The sequence below is a fragment of the Mesorhizobium sp. P2_B11 genome (assembly GCF_056404855.1).
In genome coordinates, this window is record NZ_JBFUDF010000004.1 from 414,651 (window position 1) to 428,128 (window position 13,478).

Consider the following 13,478-nt stretch of genomic DNA (forward strand, 5'->3'; position numbering starts at 1 on the left):
CCCCTCCCCCTTGTGGGGAGGGGTTAGGGGTGGGGGTATTCGCGTAGAGCGAAAGCCTCGGCTATGCGATTGCCCTGCCTGCTATTGAGAACTTGATGCCCGAACCAACACTCCAAACGACAGCCGTCGCCAGCCCTTCAACCGCTACTTGCGCAACCCGTACAACCCACCGGAAACCCCCGGTTGCGCGGCCTTTGGCGGCATCGAAGCGGCGATGCGAAAGCGCTTTTGCGCCAGTTCCGCGATCACACCATATGAACCGATCCAACCTCTGATACCTTGTTGAGCGCGGGACTTGTCCCGCTTTGGCCGGTGCTTCAGGCAACCCCATCCCAACCCCCCSCCCCCTGTGGCGCCGGCCATCCCCTCCCTCCCCTTACGAAGACTGCGAGCGCCGACGGAGCCTATGGCTGCGGCGGTTTCTTCTCTTTCCTGGCGCGGCGCACTGCTTTTGTCCACGAACGGATCGGGAAACGGCTCGCCTGTCCGCATCGCCCGGCTTGCCAAACATCGCCACGCCGCCCATAGAACGGCTCGCATCATCGCCCGAGAGGCTGTTGTCCGCAGCCATGTGTCAAGGATCCTTCCGATGTCTGTGACGCCTTGGTCAAAGCTGTGACGGCCACGCTCGCAAGTCTCGGCTGGACGGATTTCTTCAGCGATCAGCTTGAAGCCGATGAGGCCAATCTCGTCCCGACGCGCATCGCCTCGGTGCACCGTGACCGCCTGGCCGGCCTGTCTCTGGCAGGGCCAGCGGATCTGACGCTGCCGGCCAATGCCAACACCGGCGACTATGCCGTCGGCGACTGGGTGCTCGTCGAGCCCCATACGTACCTGCTGCGCCGGCGCCTGACCCGCAAGACGGTGCTGGAGCGTCGCACGCAGGGCGGCAGGGTGCCGCAACTGGCAGCGGCCAATGTCGACACGCTGTTCATCGTCACGTCCTGCAATGCCGATTTCAACATCGCCCGGCTCGAGCGCTATCTGGCGCTGGCCAACGAGGCCGGAACGACACCGGTGATCCTGCTGACCAAGGCCGATACGGCTGACGACGCCGAGGCGTATCGAACGCAGGCCGCCGCCCTTCAGCGCGGACTGGCCGTGGTGATGCTGAACCCACGCGTCGCCGATGCCGCAACAGCACTTGCCGCCTGGTGCGGCGCGGGCCAGACGGTGGCGCTGGTCGGCTCCTCCGGCGTCGGCAAATCGACGCTGGTCAACACGCTGGCCGGATCGGCACAGCAATCGCCGCAACAGACCGCCGGCATCCGGGAACACGATGCCAAGGGTCGCCACACCACCACCGCCAGATCGCTGCACGCCATTGCCGGCGGCGGCTGGGTGATCGACACGCCGGGCATGCGCACGCTGCATGTCAGCGACGTCGCCTCTGGCATCGACACGCTGTTTGCCGAAATCACCGAGCTTGCCCCGCTGTGCAAGTTCCGCGACTGCACCCATGTCCACGAGCCGGGCTGCGCGGTGCAGGCTGCCTTGAAGGCTGGTACGCTCGATCCCGAGCGCCTGGCCCGCTGGCGCAAACTATCCGAGGAAAACCAGGGCAACACGCCGGTTCAGAGCGGCCCGCGCGGCAACAAATCTCCTGGCTCTCCCGGCGCTCGCGGCAAGCGGCGCTGAACGACCAAATTCCACGACGAGAAATTCGGGAGGTCCGGCGGGTATTCCAGGCCTATCTGTATTGATAGCCGCGCTATCTTGCCTGCCTGTTGCAGGATCATCGCCGGCACAAGGGCCTTGACGCCGGCCGTCGCGCGATGAGCGCCCTTGCCCCGAGCGGCGGCGGTCACGCGTCCGGCTTGCGCCCGCAGATCAGAACGTAGCAATCATAGAAGCTTACATAGTCGGGCGTACCCTTGTCCGGCCATTTGCCGCTGTCGAAATGGGTTTTGAGAAGGCCTCTGCATTTCGCCACCTTCGCTGCATTGCTGTCTGGAAACAGAGTGACCCGCAGGCTTTGCGGCGCGCCAAGGGAAACCGCCGAGAGAATGAGGCAGCCAAGGCTGGCGGCGAGGAAGAGATAGAGATTGCGCATTGTTACCGAATACGGCCGGGCCGATGTCATGACAATGAACAAGCCATATCATGATTAACACATGCGTAGCAGCATTTTTGCTTCATCCAATATAGGCGCCAAAGAGTACTTGGCTTCAGATGCAGCCAGGTCTGCTGAACGACTGCAACGCCTTCGGCAGGACAATCACCCACCCCGCAAGCACCTCCCCCATAATCCCTTGGGGTTATGGTCGCGCTGCGCCGGCTAAGTCATGCTCCGCCTCAACTTCGAGAAATGCGACCGGACGCCTGCTCCTGAGGCAGTCTCCGGAAAAGCATCGGACACAAGCTTCCCGGAGGCGGAACAATGCAAGACACTGTCAAACTCGACCGCGCGCTCGGCCTCTGGTCCGTCGTGCTTTTCGGCCTGGCCTACATGACGCCGATGATCGTCTTCGGCACTTTTGGCGCGCTGGCAACGGCAAGCCAAGGCACCACCGCCATGGCCTATCTCATCGCTGCGGCGGCCATCCTGCTCACCGCCATCAGCTACGGCGTCATGGCGCGCGTCTATCCCGTCGCCGGCTCGGCCTACACCTATGCCCGCCGCTCGATCAGCCCCAGCATCGGTTTCCTCGTGGGATGGGCGGTGCTGCTCGATTATTTCTTCCTGCCGATGGTGATCTGGCTGATCGGCGCCGCCTATCTCGCTTCGGCCTTCCCCGCCGTTCCGACCTGGGTGTGGATCGTCGGCTTCATCGCTGTCACGACGCTGGTCAATGTCGTCGGCATCGCCTTCGCCAACCGCATCAACTTCATCCTGATGCTGGTGCAGCTCGGCGTGCTCGTCGCCTTCCTGGTGCTCGCCGCCCGCTATGTCGTGGCGCTGAACGGCTCCGGCGGCCTCGTCTCGGTCACGCCCTTCTTCACCACCGGCGTGCCGTTCTCGGCGTCGGTCGCGGGCGCGGCAATCGCCGCCTACTCCTTCCTCGGCTTCGACGCGGTGTCGACGCTGACCGAGGAGACCAGGGACGCCAAGCGCACCATGCCGAAGGCGATCCTGATCATCGCTTTGGCCGGCGGCCTGATCTTCATCGCCTCGGCCTACATCACGCAGCTTGCCCATCCCGGCGCCGCTTTCGCCTCGGTCGATGCAGCTGCCACCGAAATCGCCAAGGCGATCGGCGGCGACCTGTTCGTCACCATCTTCCTGGCGACGCTGGTCGTGGCGCAGTTCACCTCGGGCCTGGCCGCACAAGCCAGCGTCGGTCGGCTGCTTTACGCCATGGGCCGCGACACGGTGCTGCCGGCCTCGTTCTTCGGCAATCTGCATCCGAAATGGCACACGCCGATCCTCAACTTGATCCTCGTCGGCGTCATCGGCCTCGCGGCGCTGACGATGGACGTCACCACCTCGACCTCCTTCATCAATTTCGGCGCCTTCCTCGCCTTCACCGCCGTCAACGTCTCGGTGATCGCGCTCTACCTCAAGAGCGACCAGCAGGTGCGCCCGCTCGGCATGCTGATCGGCCTGGTCGTGCCGGCGCTGGCGGCGGTCTGCGACCTCTTCCTGCTGTGGAACCTCGACGAGCACGCCAAGGTACTCGGCCTGATCTGGCTGGCGGTCGGCGTCGCCTATCTCGCCTACCTCACCCGCTTCTTCCAGGTCGCGCCGCCGGAGATGGACTTCGCCGAGTGATGCTTGGGCGGCGGGCTTTGTTCGAGAATCAATTTACCGCCACGACATTCGGCTCGACGGCAAGGTCGGTCTTTACGCGCACTATGGTCCCATCAATGCCCGGCAACAACGATCCGCAGGTGCTGGGATATGTGTTCGCCGTATATACAAAGGTGGTTGAACCACCTTCAGTCGCAACGTTGCGAAGCTGGTAGTCGCTTGATCTCAGGTACTCGTGCACCTTGAAAAATGAGGCACCGTTGTCATGGGCAAAATCGGATGTCGCCTTTTTGTTCAAAGCTTCATTTCGGGACTGATCGCAGGTCATCTTGGGATCCGGAAAACGCGGGGGATTGAAGACGATGTAGAGTACCGCAGCGTTCGCGATCAGCGACACTGCCAAGAGAATATTCTTTATCATGGGCGCAGCTCCATCCAGCACGGCCGGTCACACTGCATGCCCGATGCTTAAACGACAGCTAACCACCCAGTTCAGGCGCCCATCTGATTGAATTTTACCTACGTCAGGAACAGCCGGAACAGCTCCGCCTGGCTGGAAATAGCAAGCTTCGAATAGATCTGCCGCCGATGCACCTTCACCGTGTTGGGCGACAGCGACAGCACGGCGGCGAGCGAGAGGTTGGAATGCCCTTTGAGGATCAGCGTGACGATCTCGAGTTCGCGCCGGGTCAGCAGTGGATGCTCGATCCTCGCCGCGGGTGCTGCGTCTTTTATGTCGAGCGAGAGGCCAGGCACGTGAAACCAGTGTCGTGCCGCCAGCGCGCAGACGATAGGCGCGGCGGATCTCAGCCGCTCCAGTTCGTCCTCGGCGAAGACCGGCGCGTCACCCGTGCGCGACAGCGACAACACACCGGCAAAACCGTTCTCCAGTTTCAAAACGAAGCCGATCTCGTCGCCGATCTCGGTCGTCGCGTAGTGCCGCCGATAATATTCGGTGTGCTGAAAATCGTCGGGCGCGAGTTCGCGCATGACGATCATGCGCTCTGTGCCGTCGCTGCGAACCGCGTCGTAGAACGGGTCCAGCACATAGGCGCCGGCGAGGTAACGGTCGACGATGATCGAACGCTCGGCGACGATCTTGTCATTGTAGAGGTCGAAGGCGCGGCCGGCCGGAGAATAGAGAAAACCGTTCATCATCTGGAAGGGCGTGAGCAGCCGCAACGCCGCAGCCAGCGCATCGGGAAATCCGCGCGAGCCGATGGCGGATGCCGCGGCACCGAGGCCAGCATTCCAGGCATCGAAGGACGGGGGCGAGCCTCTTGGCGCGGGTTTCATAGGAACGATAGGTCTCGTATTGGCGGCACCGGCGAGATTGCACAGGTCCGCCCGTGCAGCACAAGGAGAACCTCGCCATGACCCATCCGCTGGACCTCACAGCCAACGCCATCGCCGATGGCATCCGCTCCGGCGCCTTCAGCGCCGAAACCGTGGTGGGCGAGTCCATCCGCCGCGCCAAAACGGTTGGCGAAACGCTCAATGCCTTCGCCGTGATCCGCGAGGAGCAGGCGCTGGAAGTGGCACGGCTGGCCGACCGCGCCGTAGCGCGTGGCGAGGCGACCGGGCCGCTGCACGGCGTGCCCTTCGCGGCCAAGGACCTGACACCGACCGCCGGCGACCTGACGACGCTGGGCTCGTGGACCAAAGGCGATTGGGTGCCGACGGAGACGGCGCTCTGCATCCGCCGCCTGCAAGCGGCCGGCGCCATCTTGATCGGCAAGACGACGACGCCGGAATTCGCCTTCTCCTCCTTCACCAACAGCCCGCGCTGGGGCTCGACACGCAACCCGTGGAACCCTGAGCGCACCAGCGGCGGCTCTTCCGGCGGATCCGGCGTGGCCGTAGCGGCGGGCGTGGTGCCGTTCGCCGAGGGCACGGACATGGGCGGCTCGGTGCGCATCCCCGCCGCCTTCTGCGGTGTCGTCGGCCTGAAGCCAAGCCTCGGCCGCATCCCGATGACCATCCTGCCCAGCGTCTTCGACAACATTTCGCATTTCGGCCCACTGGCGCGCCGCGTTGGCGATGCCGTCGCCTTCATGGAAGCGACAGCCGGCGGCAGCGACGAGGACATCACCTCGTTGCCGATCGGCTTTGACGGGGCAGCTGCGCGGACAGGCGGGCTTCAAGGCAAACGCTTCGCGCTATCGCTCGACCTCGGCTACTACCAGATCGAGCCGCAGGTCGAAGCCGTCATCCGGCAAGCTGTCGCCGAGATGCGCAAGGCGGGCGCCATCGTCGACGAGGTGCCGATGGTCTGGACGCGCGCCGTCAACGACGAATGGTTCGATCTCTGGTGCGTCTTCATGTCGGCCTTCTTCGGCGACGAGCTTGCAGACCACCGCCATCACATGGACCCGTCGGTGGTCGCGATGATCGAGCGCGGGCTGGCGATGAACGCCACCGCCTACAAGCGTGTCGAACTGCTGCGCACCGCAATGTGGCGCGACATGGCGAAGCTCTTCGAACGCTATGACGCATTGCTGTGCCCGACCTGCGCCATCACGGCGCCACCGGTGAGCGAGACCGACGACGACTATGTCGCGACACTACCCGACGGTCGCTTCAAGGGCCTGGACCTGACCTGCCCCTTCAACATGCTGCCGCAACTGCCGGCGCTGTCGCTGCCGGCCGGGCTTGCGGCGGATGGACTGCCGGTCGGCCTGCAGATTGTCGGGCGGCGGTTTGCCGATGAAGAGGTGCTGGCGATGGGGGCGGCGGTGGAAGCGCGGTTGGGGGTTTCTGGTTTCGATGTGGATCGGTTTGCTGCGGCAACGGCATCCAGGGCAATCGCATAGGTCGCGCCAGCCCACTCTCCGTCTCGGCTTCGCCGAGCCACCTCTCCCCCATTTCATGGGGGCGAGGAAACGCTAGTCTCCGAGGTCGCGGCCTCCATAAGCTTGGGTTCCTCGCCCCCGCGGGAGCGGGGGAGAGGTGGCTCGGCGAAGCCGAGACGGAGAGGGGGAGCGCCGTAGGTGATTGGCACTGCCGCCAAACCACAGCAACTACCCCACCCCTCACCCAAACCGCGCTGCCGTCCAAGCCCCACCGGCCGCGTTCGACTCCACTGCCGCCGCGACAAACTTCACGCCCCTCGCCCCATCCACGACATCCGGCACCTGCGCCGCCCTTGCTGCGTCCACCATCCCACCAGAGCGATGCGCGCGAATGATATCGGCGGCGTCGCGGTAGAAATTGGCGAAGGCTTCGATATAGCCTTCCGGATGCGCCGCCGGCATGCGCGACACGCGCTGGGCTTCCGCCGTCGAGCCATGGCCGCCGCGCACCAGCGTGCGGGTTTCCTCGCCATAGACGGAGAAGCGCAGTTCTTCCGGCCGCCCGCCCGACCATTCGAGCCCAGCCTTGTCGCCATAGATGCGCACGGAGAGATCGTTGTAGTGGCCGGGCGAGGTCTGGCTGGCCAGGATCGTGCCGCGCGCGCCGCCCGTCCAGCGCAGCAGCACATGCGCATTGTCGTCGAGCCGCCGTCCCGGCACGGCGGTGAACAGATCCGCCGACACCGCTTCGGCCTCGCAGCCGGAGATATAGCTTGCCAGGTTGAAGGCATGCACGCCGATATCGGCCAACACCGCCGACTGCCCGGCGCGCGCCGGATCGGTGCGCCACTCCGCCTGCTTCTGGCCTTCCGCGTCGATCGGCTTGGTCAGCCAGTCCTGGATATAGGCGCCGTGCACCGACACGATCCGTCCGAGCTCACCCGCTGCCACCATCTCGCGCGCCTGGCGCACCATGGCGTAGCCGGTGTTGTTGAGGGTGACGACGAAGCGGCGCTTTTTCGCTTTGGCCAGCGCCACCAGCGCTTGCGCCTCATCCAGCGTCGTCGACAGCGGCTTGTCGCAAATCACGTCGATGCCGGCCTCGAGAAAGGCGGTGGCGATCGGTGCATGCAGATGGTTGGGCGTAACGATGACCACCGCTTCGATGCCGTCGGGTCGCGCGGCTTCAGCTCGTGCCATCTCGCGGTAGTCGGCATAGCTGCGCTCCGGCGCGATGCCGATCTCGGCCGCCGAGGCGGCGGCATTTTCCGGGTCGGACGACAGCGCACCGGCGACCAGCACGATCTGGTCGTCGAGCCGCATGGCCAGCCGATGCACCGCGCCGATAAAGGCATTGCGCCCGCCGCCGACCATGCCGACCCTGAGCCGCTTGCCCGCCGATCCGTCCGATGTTGCGTAGACCATTTTGCTTCTCCTCCCGGCAGACCGCTTTCGAACACGATTTCCAATTTTCATATTGTAAAACAATCGTATCGCGCTAGCCTGAAAATCATGAGTGGCGCAAGCAAAGCATCCGGACGGTCGGTCGTCGACGAGGCGGCGACGCGCAAGCGCGGGCGCTCGCTGGCCGCACTCGGCTACATCCAGCCGCAGACCTATGAGGAACTGCGCGCCGTGCTGTCGTCGGGCACGGTGCATTTCCCCAAGCGCCTGCGCCAGGTGGCGATCTTCCTGTGGCAGCATCCGAGCGATGTGGCGCTCGGCACCATCGCGCAGGTGGCGGCGCAGGCCGGCGTGCAGCCCTCGACGCTGGTGCGCTTCGCCCAAATCTTCGGCTATTCCGGCTTTTCCGATTTCCAGGGCCTGTTCAAGGAACACGTCAAGGGTTCGTGGCCGGAAGGGCGCGGCGAGCCGCGCACCGAGACCGAGCCCAATCTGCATTTCCTGCGCGGCATGGTCGGGGCATCGCAGGCCTCGCTCGGCCGCATCGAGGCCGGCTTCGACGTCGCGAGTTTCGACAAGATGGTGGCGCTGCTGGCGGATGCCGAGCTGATCTATGTCATCGGCTCCAAGCGCGCCTTTCCGGTCACCGCCTATCTGTCGCTGACGCTGTCGCAGCAAGGCGTGCGCAACGTGCTGGTCGACAATGTCGGCTCCTCGGCGCTCGACCAGATCGGCTGCATCGGCATGAAGGATGCGGTGCTCGCCGTCTCCTTCAGCCCCTACAATTCGATCACGCCCGACCTCGTCGCGGTCGCGCATGAGCGCAAGGCGCGCATCGTCACCGTCACCGACAGCACCTTCAGCCCGCTGATCCGCCTGTCGGACGCCTGGCTGGAAGTGGTGGAATCCGACTTCGCCGGCTTCCGCTCGCTGGCGGCATCACTCGCCGTGGGAATGGCGCTGGTCCATGGGGTGGCAGCGCGGCGCGGGGAGTGAGGCGCCGCTGGTCCAATTGACTATCGGGAATTAGCGTTCCATATTTCTAAAAATAGAAACTTTATTCCCGGGAGGAGGAATGGAGATCCGGCTGGACGGCAAGGTGGCTTTGGTCACCGGGTCGACGCAAGGCATTGGCCGTGCGATCGCCGAGACGCTGGCCCGTTCCGGTGCGGCCGGCCTTCTGGTCACCGGGCGCGAGATAACGCGCGGCAAGGCCGTGGCGACCGAGCTCTCGCAGTTGGGCACGCCGACCGTCTTCGTTGCTGCCGATCTCGCCGACCCGGAAGCCCCTGCCCTTCTGGCGCAAGCCTGCATCGAGCGCTTCGGCCGCATCGATGCGCTGGTCAACGCCGCCGGGCTGACCGACCGTGCCTCATTCCTCGACGCCAGCCTCGACGACTGGGCGGCGCTGTTCGCCGTCAATGCGCGCGCGCCGTTCTTCCTGATGCAGGCGGCGATTGCCGACATGAAGAAACGCGGCCAGGGCGGCGCTATTCTCAACATCCTGTCGATCAACGCCCATTGCGGCTCGCCGGAGCTCGCCGTCTATTCCGCCACCAAGGGCGCGCTGGCGACGCTGACCAAGAACGCGGCCAACGCCCACCGCTTCGACCGCATCCGCGTCAACGGCATCAATGTCGGCTGGACCGACACGCCGGCCGAACGCGTCATGCAGGCGCAGACGCTGGGTAATGGCCCGGGCTGGCTCGACAAGGCCAATGCCGCGCAGCCTTTCGGCCGGCTGCTGACGCCCAACGATATTGCCAGCCTGGCCGTTTTTCTGCTCTCCGACGCCGCAGGGCCGATGACCGGCGCGGTGGTCGACCAGGAGCAAGCGGTGATCGGGGCGAACCGATGAGCGCTTCCGCCGAGACACTCGGGCCGGGGCTGCTCGATCGCTTGCCGGCATCGGTGCAGACACCGTCCTACGACCGCACGCTGCTCTCGCCCGGCATGGCGCATCTCGGCGTCGGTGCTTTCCACCGCTGTCACCAGGCCGAATACACCGACGATCTCATCTCGCTCCGCTTCGACCGCTGGGGGATCGTCGGCATCAACATCCGCCCACCCGGCCTTGCCGACACGCTGGGACGGCAGAGCGGGCTCTACACACGACTGATCCGGGAAAACAGCCACATCGAGGCGCGCGTCATCGGCAGCATCGTCCGGGTGGTCGACAGCCAGGAGAGCGCCGCACCGGCGCTGGGTGTTCTGGTGTCGCCCGACATCGAACTGGTGACAATGACGGTGACGGAAAAAGGCTATTGCCACATCCCGTCGAGCGGTGAACTCGATCTTACCCATCCCGACATCGTCCACGACCTCGCCAACCCCGAGACGCCGCGCAGCGTGCCCGGCCTGCTGGTGCGGGCGCTGGAGCTGCGCATGGCCACGCATGAGCGGCCGCTGACACTGCTCTCCTGCGACAACATCCCGGCCAACGGCATCATCCTGGCCAATGTCGTGCGCAGCTTTGCCGAACGGCGCGGCAATGGGCTGGCGGATTGGATCGCGGCCAGTGTCGCCTTCCCGTCGTCCATGGTCGACCGCATCGCCCCGGCGGTGACGCAGGATGACCTCGATAGCGTCGAAAACTGGTTCGGCTACCGCGATGGCGCCGTTGCTGTCGGCGAGCCGTTCCGGCAGTGGGTGATCGAGGAAAAATTCGCCGGCCGCATGCCGCGCTGGGATCTGGTCGGCGCCACCTTCGTCGACGACGTCACGCCGTTCGAGCATCTGAAGATGCGGGTGCTGAACGGCGCCCAGACGACGCTTGCCACACTCGGCGTGCTGGCCGGCCTCGAGCACACGTCGGATGCCATGGCCGACCCGCTGCTGTCGGACTTCATCAGGCGCATGCTGGTCGAAGAGACTGTGCCGACGCTGATGCCCGTGCCGGGCATCCTGCCGCTCGCCTATGTCGAACAAAGCCTTGCCCGGCTGAAGAACACCGCAATCCGCCACCGCAACCACCAGGTCGCCACCGACGGTTCGCAGAAGATCGTCCAGCGCCTGCTCAACCCGATCCGCGACCGGCTGAGCCAGGGTGAGAGCATCGGCCTTTTGGCGGTACCGGTCGCCGGCTGGATGGCCTATCTGATCCAGGCTTCCGACCGCTTCGGCAAACGCTGGCCGGTGTCGGATCCTTATGCCGGCAAGGTCGCTGCGATCGCTGACGCGGCTGGCCATGATGCACAGACGCTGGCTTCCGCCATCCTTGCCATCGACGGGATATTCGATCCCGGCCTTGCCGCTGACGGGACGTTCCGTGCGGCCGTCACATCGGCACTTGGCGACCTGCTTTCGGACACTCCGATGGCGACCGTCCGGCACAGTCTGGAACAAGATGAGGTTGCACGGTTGAAACGATCCAAACAATCGGCATTATAAGGATTGGGAGGCATGATGAAACTTGGACTGCTGACGGCACCGTTCGCGGAGACGCCGCTTGCCGAAGTCGCCGGCTGGGCGCATTCCGCCGGCTTCGAGGCGCTGGAGATCGCCTGCTGGCCGAAAACCTCCGGCGCGACGCGGCGCTATGCCGGCACCAGCCATATCGATGCCGCTTCCACCTCGCCGCAAGAGGCGAAAGAAATCGTCGCGGAGTTGACGCAGAAGAAGCTGACGGTCTCCGGCCTCGGCTACTATCCGAACCCGCTGCACCCAGACCCCGCGCACCGCGAGGCCGTTATCGGCCATCTGAAGAAGGTGATCGTGCTGGCCGCCAATATGGGCGTGCCGGTCGTCAACACTTTCTGTGGCGGCGATGCCTCCAAAACCGTCGACGTCAACTGGCAGGACGCGCTGAAGGTCTGGCCCGAGATCGTCGCTTATGCGCGCGACCACGGCATAAAACTCGCCTTCGAGAACTGCCCGATGATCTTCAGCTATGACGAATGGCCGGGCGGGCACAACATCGCGTACTCGCCGCAGATCTGGCGCCGCATCCTGGAGGCATGGGGCGGCGAGGTCGGCATGAATTTCGACCCCTCGCATCTGGTCTGGCAGATGATCGACCAGGCCCGCTTTATCAGGGAATTCGGCCCCTACATGCTGCATGTCCACGCCAAGGACCTGATGATTGATCATGATGGACTTTATGAGCGCGGAATCCTTTCCGCCGGGATAGGCTGGCAGGTGCCGCGCATGCCGGGGTTGGGCGATGTCGACTGGAGCGGCTTCTTCTCCGGCCTCTACCGCGCCGGCTATGACGGCTCGGTCATCATCGAACATGAGGACAGGCGATTTGAAGGCAGCGACGATCAGGTCAAGCGCGGTTTCCTGCTGGCCCGCGACGTGCTGCGCCCCTTCGTCAAATGACGAGGCAACAACTTGGTTTTGACCCCGTCGGGAGCAAAACCCAGAAACTGAAAAAACAATGTGGAGGAGTACTGACATGAAGAAAATACTGACCATGGTCCCACTACTTGCGGGTGCCGCGCTGCTCGCCTCGATGGGCGTCTCGTCGGCCGAAGGCAAATACACGATCGGCATTTCCAACACCGTGCAGGGCAATGGCTGGCGCGAGGAAATGGTCTGCGCCATGAAGGCGCAGGCGCTGGCTTCGGGCGAAGTGACCAAACTCAACATCGCCCACCGCAACACCGACGCTGCCGGCCAGCTCGAAGACATTCGCAACCTGATCAGCGCCAAGGTCGACGCCATCGTCGTCAACCCGGCCGATCCCGCCGGCATCAAGGCGGGCCTTGAGGAAGCCACCAAGGCCGGCATCGTCGTCGTCGCCGTCGACCAGGCGGTCACCGAGCCGTCGGCCTACATCATCTCCAACAACCAGGAGCAGTATGCCTATCTCGGCGCCAAATGGCTGTTCCAGCAGATGGGCGGCAAGGGCGAGGTATTTTACATGCGCGGCGCCGCCGGCGCGTCCGCTGACTCCGATCGCGACAAAGGCTTCAAGAAGGCGCTGGCCGAATTCCCCGACGTGAAGGTCGCGCAGGAGGTCTTCACCGGCTGGCAGCAGGACCAGGCCAAGCAGCAGATGCTGTCGTTCCTGGCCACCGGCACGCCGATCAACGGCATCTGGACCTCCGGCATCGACAACGTCATCGTCGACGCGCTGGTGGAATCGCAGGCGCCGCTGGTGCCGGTGGTCGGCGCCGACAATGCCGGCTTTGTCGGCCAGTTGAGCTCGGTCAAGGGTCTGGTCGGCGCCGCCGTCACCAACCCCGGCTCGATCGGCGGCGCCGGCGTGACACTCGCGCTGCAGATCCTCGACGGCAAGAAGCCGGCGCAGCAGACCGTGCTGGTCGAGCCGCAGCTCTGGGAAAACGCCACCGAAGAAGGCAAGGCCAAGCTGAAGGCAGCGGCCGATCCGTCGCTGAGCCCCGAATGGCCGGTCTCGATCTCGATCCCCGAGTGGACGACGTACACGAAGGAGCAGATCGTGGCGTGCAAGGGGCCTGGGGAGTAAGCAGGGCGCCTCTGCCTTCTCCCCTTGTGGGAGAAGGTGGATCGGCGCGTTAGCGCCGAGACGGATGAGGGGTGTTCCGGGGAACACCAACGCCTCACTCCGCTGGAACACCCCTCATCCGTCGCCTTCGGCGACACCTTCTCCCACAAGGGGAGAAGGG

At 64.7% G+C, this 13,478-nt stretch carries 12 protein-coding genes; 8 read left to right on the forward strand and 4 right to left on the reverse strand.

Annotated features, from left to right (window positions below; all coding sequences use genetic code 11):
* The first annotated feature begins 603 nt into the window (after window positions 1-603).
* Window positions 604-1,638, forward strand: a complete 1,035-nt coding sequence (rsgA, locus tag AC1DYJ_RS15620; RefSeq protein WP_477289024.1) for a ribosome small subunit-dependent GTPase A — start codon at window positions 604-606, stop codon at window positions 1,636-1,638.
* 166 nt (window positions 1,639-1,804) lie between these two features.
* Here rsgA and AC1DYJ_RS15625 read toward each other — a convergent pair whose 3' ends face one another.
* Window positions 1,805-2,095, reverse strand: coding sequence for a hypothetical protein (locus AC1DYJ_RS15625; RefSeq protein WP_477426146.1), 291 nt, complete (start codon window positions 2,093-2,095; stop codon window positions 1,805-1,807).
* Window positions 2,096-2,380: 285 nt separating this feature from the next.
* Between AC1DYJ_RS15625 and AC1DYJ_RS15630 the strand changes: the two genes are divergently transcribed.
* Window positions 2,381-3,712 carry an APC family permease gene (locus AC1DYJ_RS15630; protein ID WP_477289028.1) on the forward strand — a complete coding sequence of 444 codons (1,332 nt, stop codon included), beginning with the start codon at window positions 2,381-2,383 and terminating at the stop codon, window positions 3,710-3,712.
* Window positions 3,713-3,740: 28 nt separating this feature from the next.
* Here the strand turns inward: AC1DYJ_RS15630 and AC1DYJ_RS15635 are convergent, their stop codons facing one another.
* Complete coding sequence (locus AC1DYJ_RS15635; RefSeq protein WP_477289029.1) at window positions 3,741-4,112, reverse strand: hypothetical protein; 372 nt, start codon at window positions 4,110-4,112, stop codon at window positions 3,741-3,743.
* 98 nt (window positions 4,113-4,210) lie between these two features.
* Window positions 4,211-4,987 carry a helix-turn-helix transcriptional regulator gene (locus AC1DYJ_RS15640; RefSeq protein ID WP_477289031.1) on the reverse strand — a complete coding sequence of 259 codons (777 nt, stop codon included), beginning with the start codon at window positions 4,985-4,987 and terminating at the stop codon, window positions 4,211-4,213.
* Between the two features lie 77 nt (window positions 4,988-5,064).
* Here AC1DYJ_RS15640 and AC1DYJ_RS15645 point away from each other — a divergent pair, with 77 nt between their 5' ends.
* A complete protein-coding gene (locus AC1DYJ_RS15645; protein ID WP_477289033.1) occupies window positions 5,065-6,504 on the forward strand; it encodes an amidase in 1,440 nt (479 codons plus the stop codon).
* 219 nt (window positions 6,505-6,723) lie between these two features.
* Here the strand turns inward: AC1DYJ_RS15645 and AC1DYJ_RS15650 are convergent, their stop codons facing one another.
* Window positions 6,724-7,908, reverse strand: a complete 1,185-nt coding sequence (locus AC1DYJ_RS15650) for a Gfo/Idh/MocA family protein (RefSeq protein WP_477289035.1) — start codon at window positions 7,906-7,908, stop codon at window positions 6,724-6,726.
* Window positions 7,909-7,995: 87 nt separating this feature from the next.
* On the opposite strand from AC1DYJ_RS15650, the gene AC1DYJ_RS15655 reads away from it, so the two are divergent.
* The 5 genes from AC1DYJ_RS15655 (at window position 7,996) to AC1DYJ_RS15675 (ending at window position 13,318) form a co-directional block, all read left to right on the forward strand.
* Window positions 7,996-8,883 carry a MurR/RpiR family transcriptional regulator gene (locus AC1DYJ_RS15655; RefSeq protein ID WP_477289037.1) on the forward strand — a complete coding sequence of 296 codons (888 nt, stop codon included), beginning with the start codon at window positions 7,996-7,998 and terminating at the stop codon, window positions 8,881-8,883.
* Between the two features lie 79 nt (window positions 8,884-8,962).
* On the forward strand, window positions 8,963-9,745 hold the full coding sequence (locus tag AC1DYJ_RS15660; protein ID WP_477289039.1) for an SDR family oxidoreductase: 783 nt from the start codon (window positions 8,963-8,965) through the stop codon (window positions 9,743-9,745).
* Window positions 9,742-11,277, forward strand: coding sequence for a mannitol dehydrogenase family protein (locus tag AC1DYJ_RS15665; protein ID WP_477289041.1), 1,536 nt, complete (start codon window positions 9,742-9,744; stop codon window positions 11,275-11,277). The genes AC1DYJ_RS15660 and AC1DYJ_RS15665 overlap by 4 nt, the downstream gene beginning before the upstream one ends.
* A 12-nt stretch (window positions 11,278-11,289) precedes the next feature.
* Window positions 11,290-12,207, forward strand: coding sequence for a sugar phosphate isomerase/epimerase family protein (locus AC1DYJ_RS15670; protein ID WP_477289043.1), 918 nt, complete (start codon window positions 11,290-11,292; stop codon window positions 12,205-12,207).
* A 76-nt stretch (window positions 12,208-12,283) separates the two neighbouring features.
* On the forward strand, window positions 12,284-13,318 hold the full coding sequence (locus AC1DYJ_RS15675; RefSeq protein WP_477289045.1) for an ABC transporter substrate-binding protein: 1,035 nt from the start codon (window positions 12,284-12,286) through the stop codon (window positions 13,316-13,318).
* Window positions 13,319-13,478 lie beyond the last annotated feature (160 nt).

What these genes read in the sequence shown, in the direction of transcription:
- AC1DYJ_RS15630 (WP_477289028.1), top strand. Translation starts at nt 2,381, where the DNA reads ATGCAAGACACTGTCAAACTCGACCGCGCGCTCGGCCTCTGGTCCGTC.
- AC1DYJ_RS15655 (WP_477289037.1), top strand. Translation starts at nt 7,996, where the DNA reads ATGAGTGGCGCAAGCAAAGCATCCGGACGGTCGGTCGTCGACGAGGCG.
- AC1DYJ_RS15635 (WP_477289029.1), bottom strand. Translation starts at nt 4,112, where the DNA reads ATGATAAAGAATATTCTCTTGGCAGTGTCGCTGATCGCGAACGCTGCG.
- AC1DYJ_RS15640 (WP_477289031.1), bottom strand. Translation starts at nt 4,987, where the DNA reads ATGAAACCCGCGCCAAGAGGCTCGCCCCCGTCCTTCGATGCCTGGAAT.
- AC1DYJ_RS15665 (WP_477289041.1), top strand. Translation starts at nt 9,742, where the DNA reads ATGAGCGCTTCCGCCGAGACACTCGGGCCGGGGCTGCTCGATCGCTTG.
- AC1DYJ_RS15660 (WP_477289039.1), top strand. Translation starts at nt 8,963, where the DNA reads ATGGAGATCCGGCTGGACGGCAAGGTGGCTTTGGTCACCGGGTCGACG.
- AC1DYJ_RS15675 (WP_477289045.1), top strand. Translation starts at nt 12,284, where the DNA reads ATGAAGAAAATACTGACCATGGTCCCACTACTTGCGGGTGCCGCGCTG.
- AC1DYJ_RS15670 (WP_477289043.1), top strand. Translation starts at nt 11,290, where the DNA reads ATGATGAAACTTGGACTGCTGACGGCACCGTTCGCGGAGACGCCGCTT.
- AC1DYJ_RS15645 (WP_477289033.1), top strand. Translation starts at nt 5,065, where the DNA reads ATGACCCATCCGCTGGACCTCACAGCCAACGCCATCGCCGATGGCATC.
- AC1DYJ_RS15650 (WP_477289035.1), bottom strand. Translation starts at nt 7,908, where the DNA reads ATGGTCTACGCAACATCGGACGGATCGGCGGGCAAGCGGCTCAGGGTC.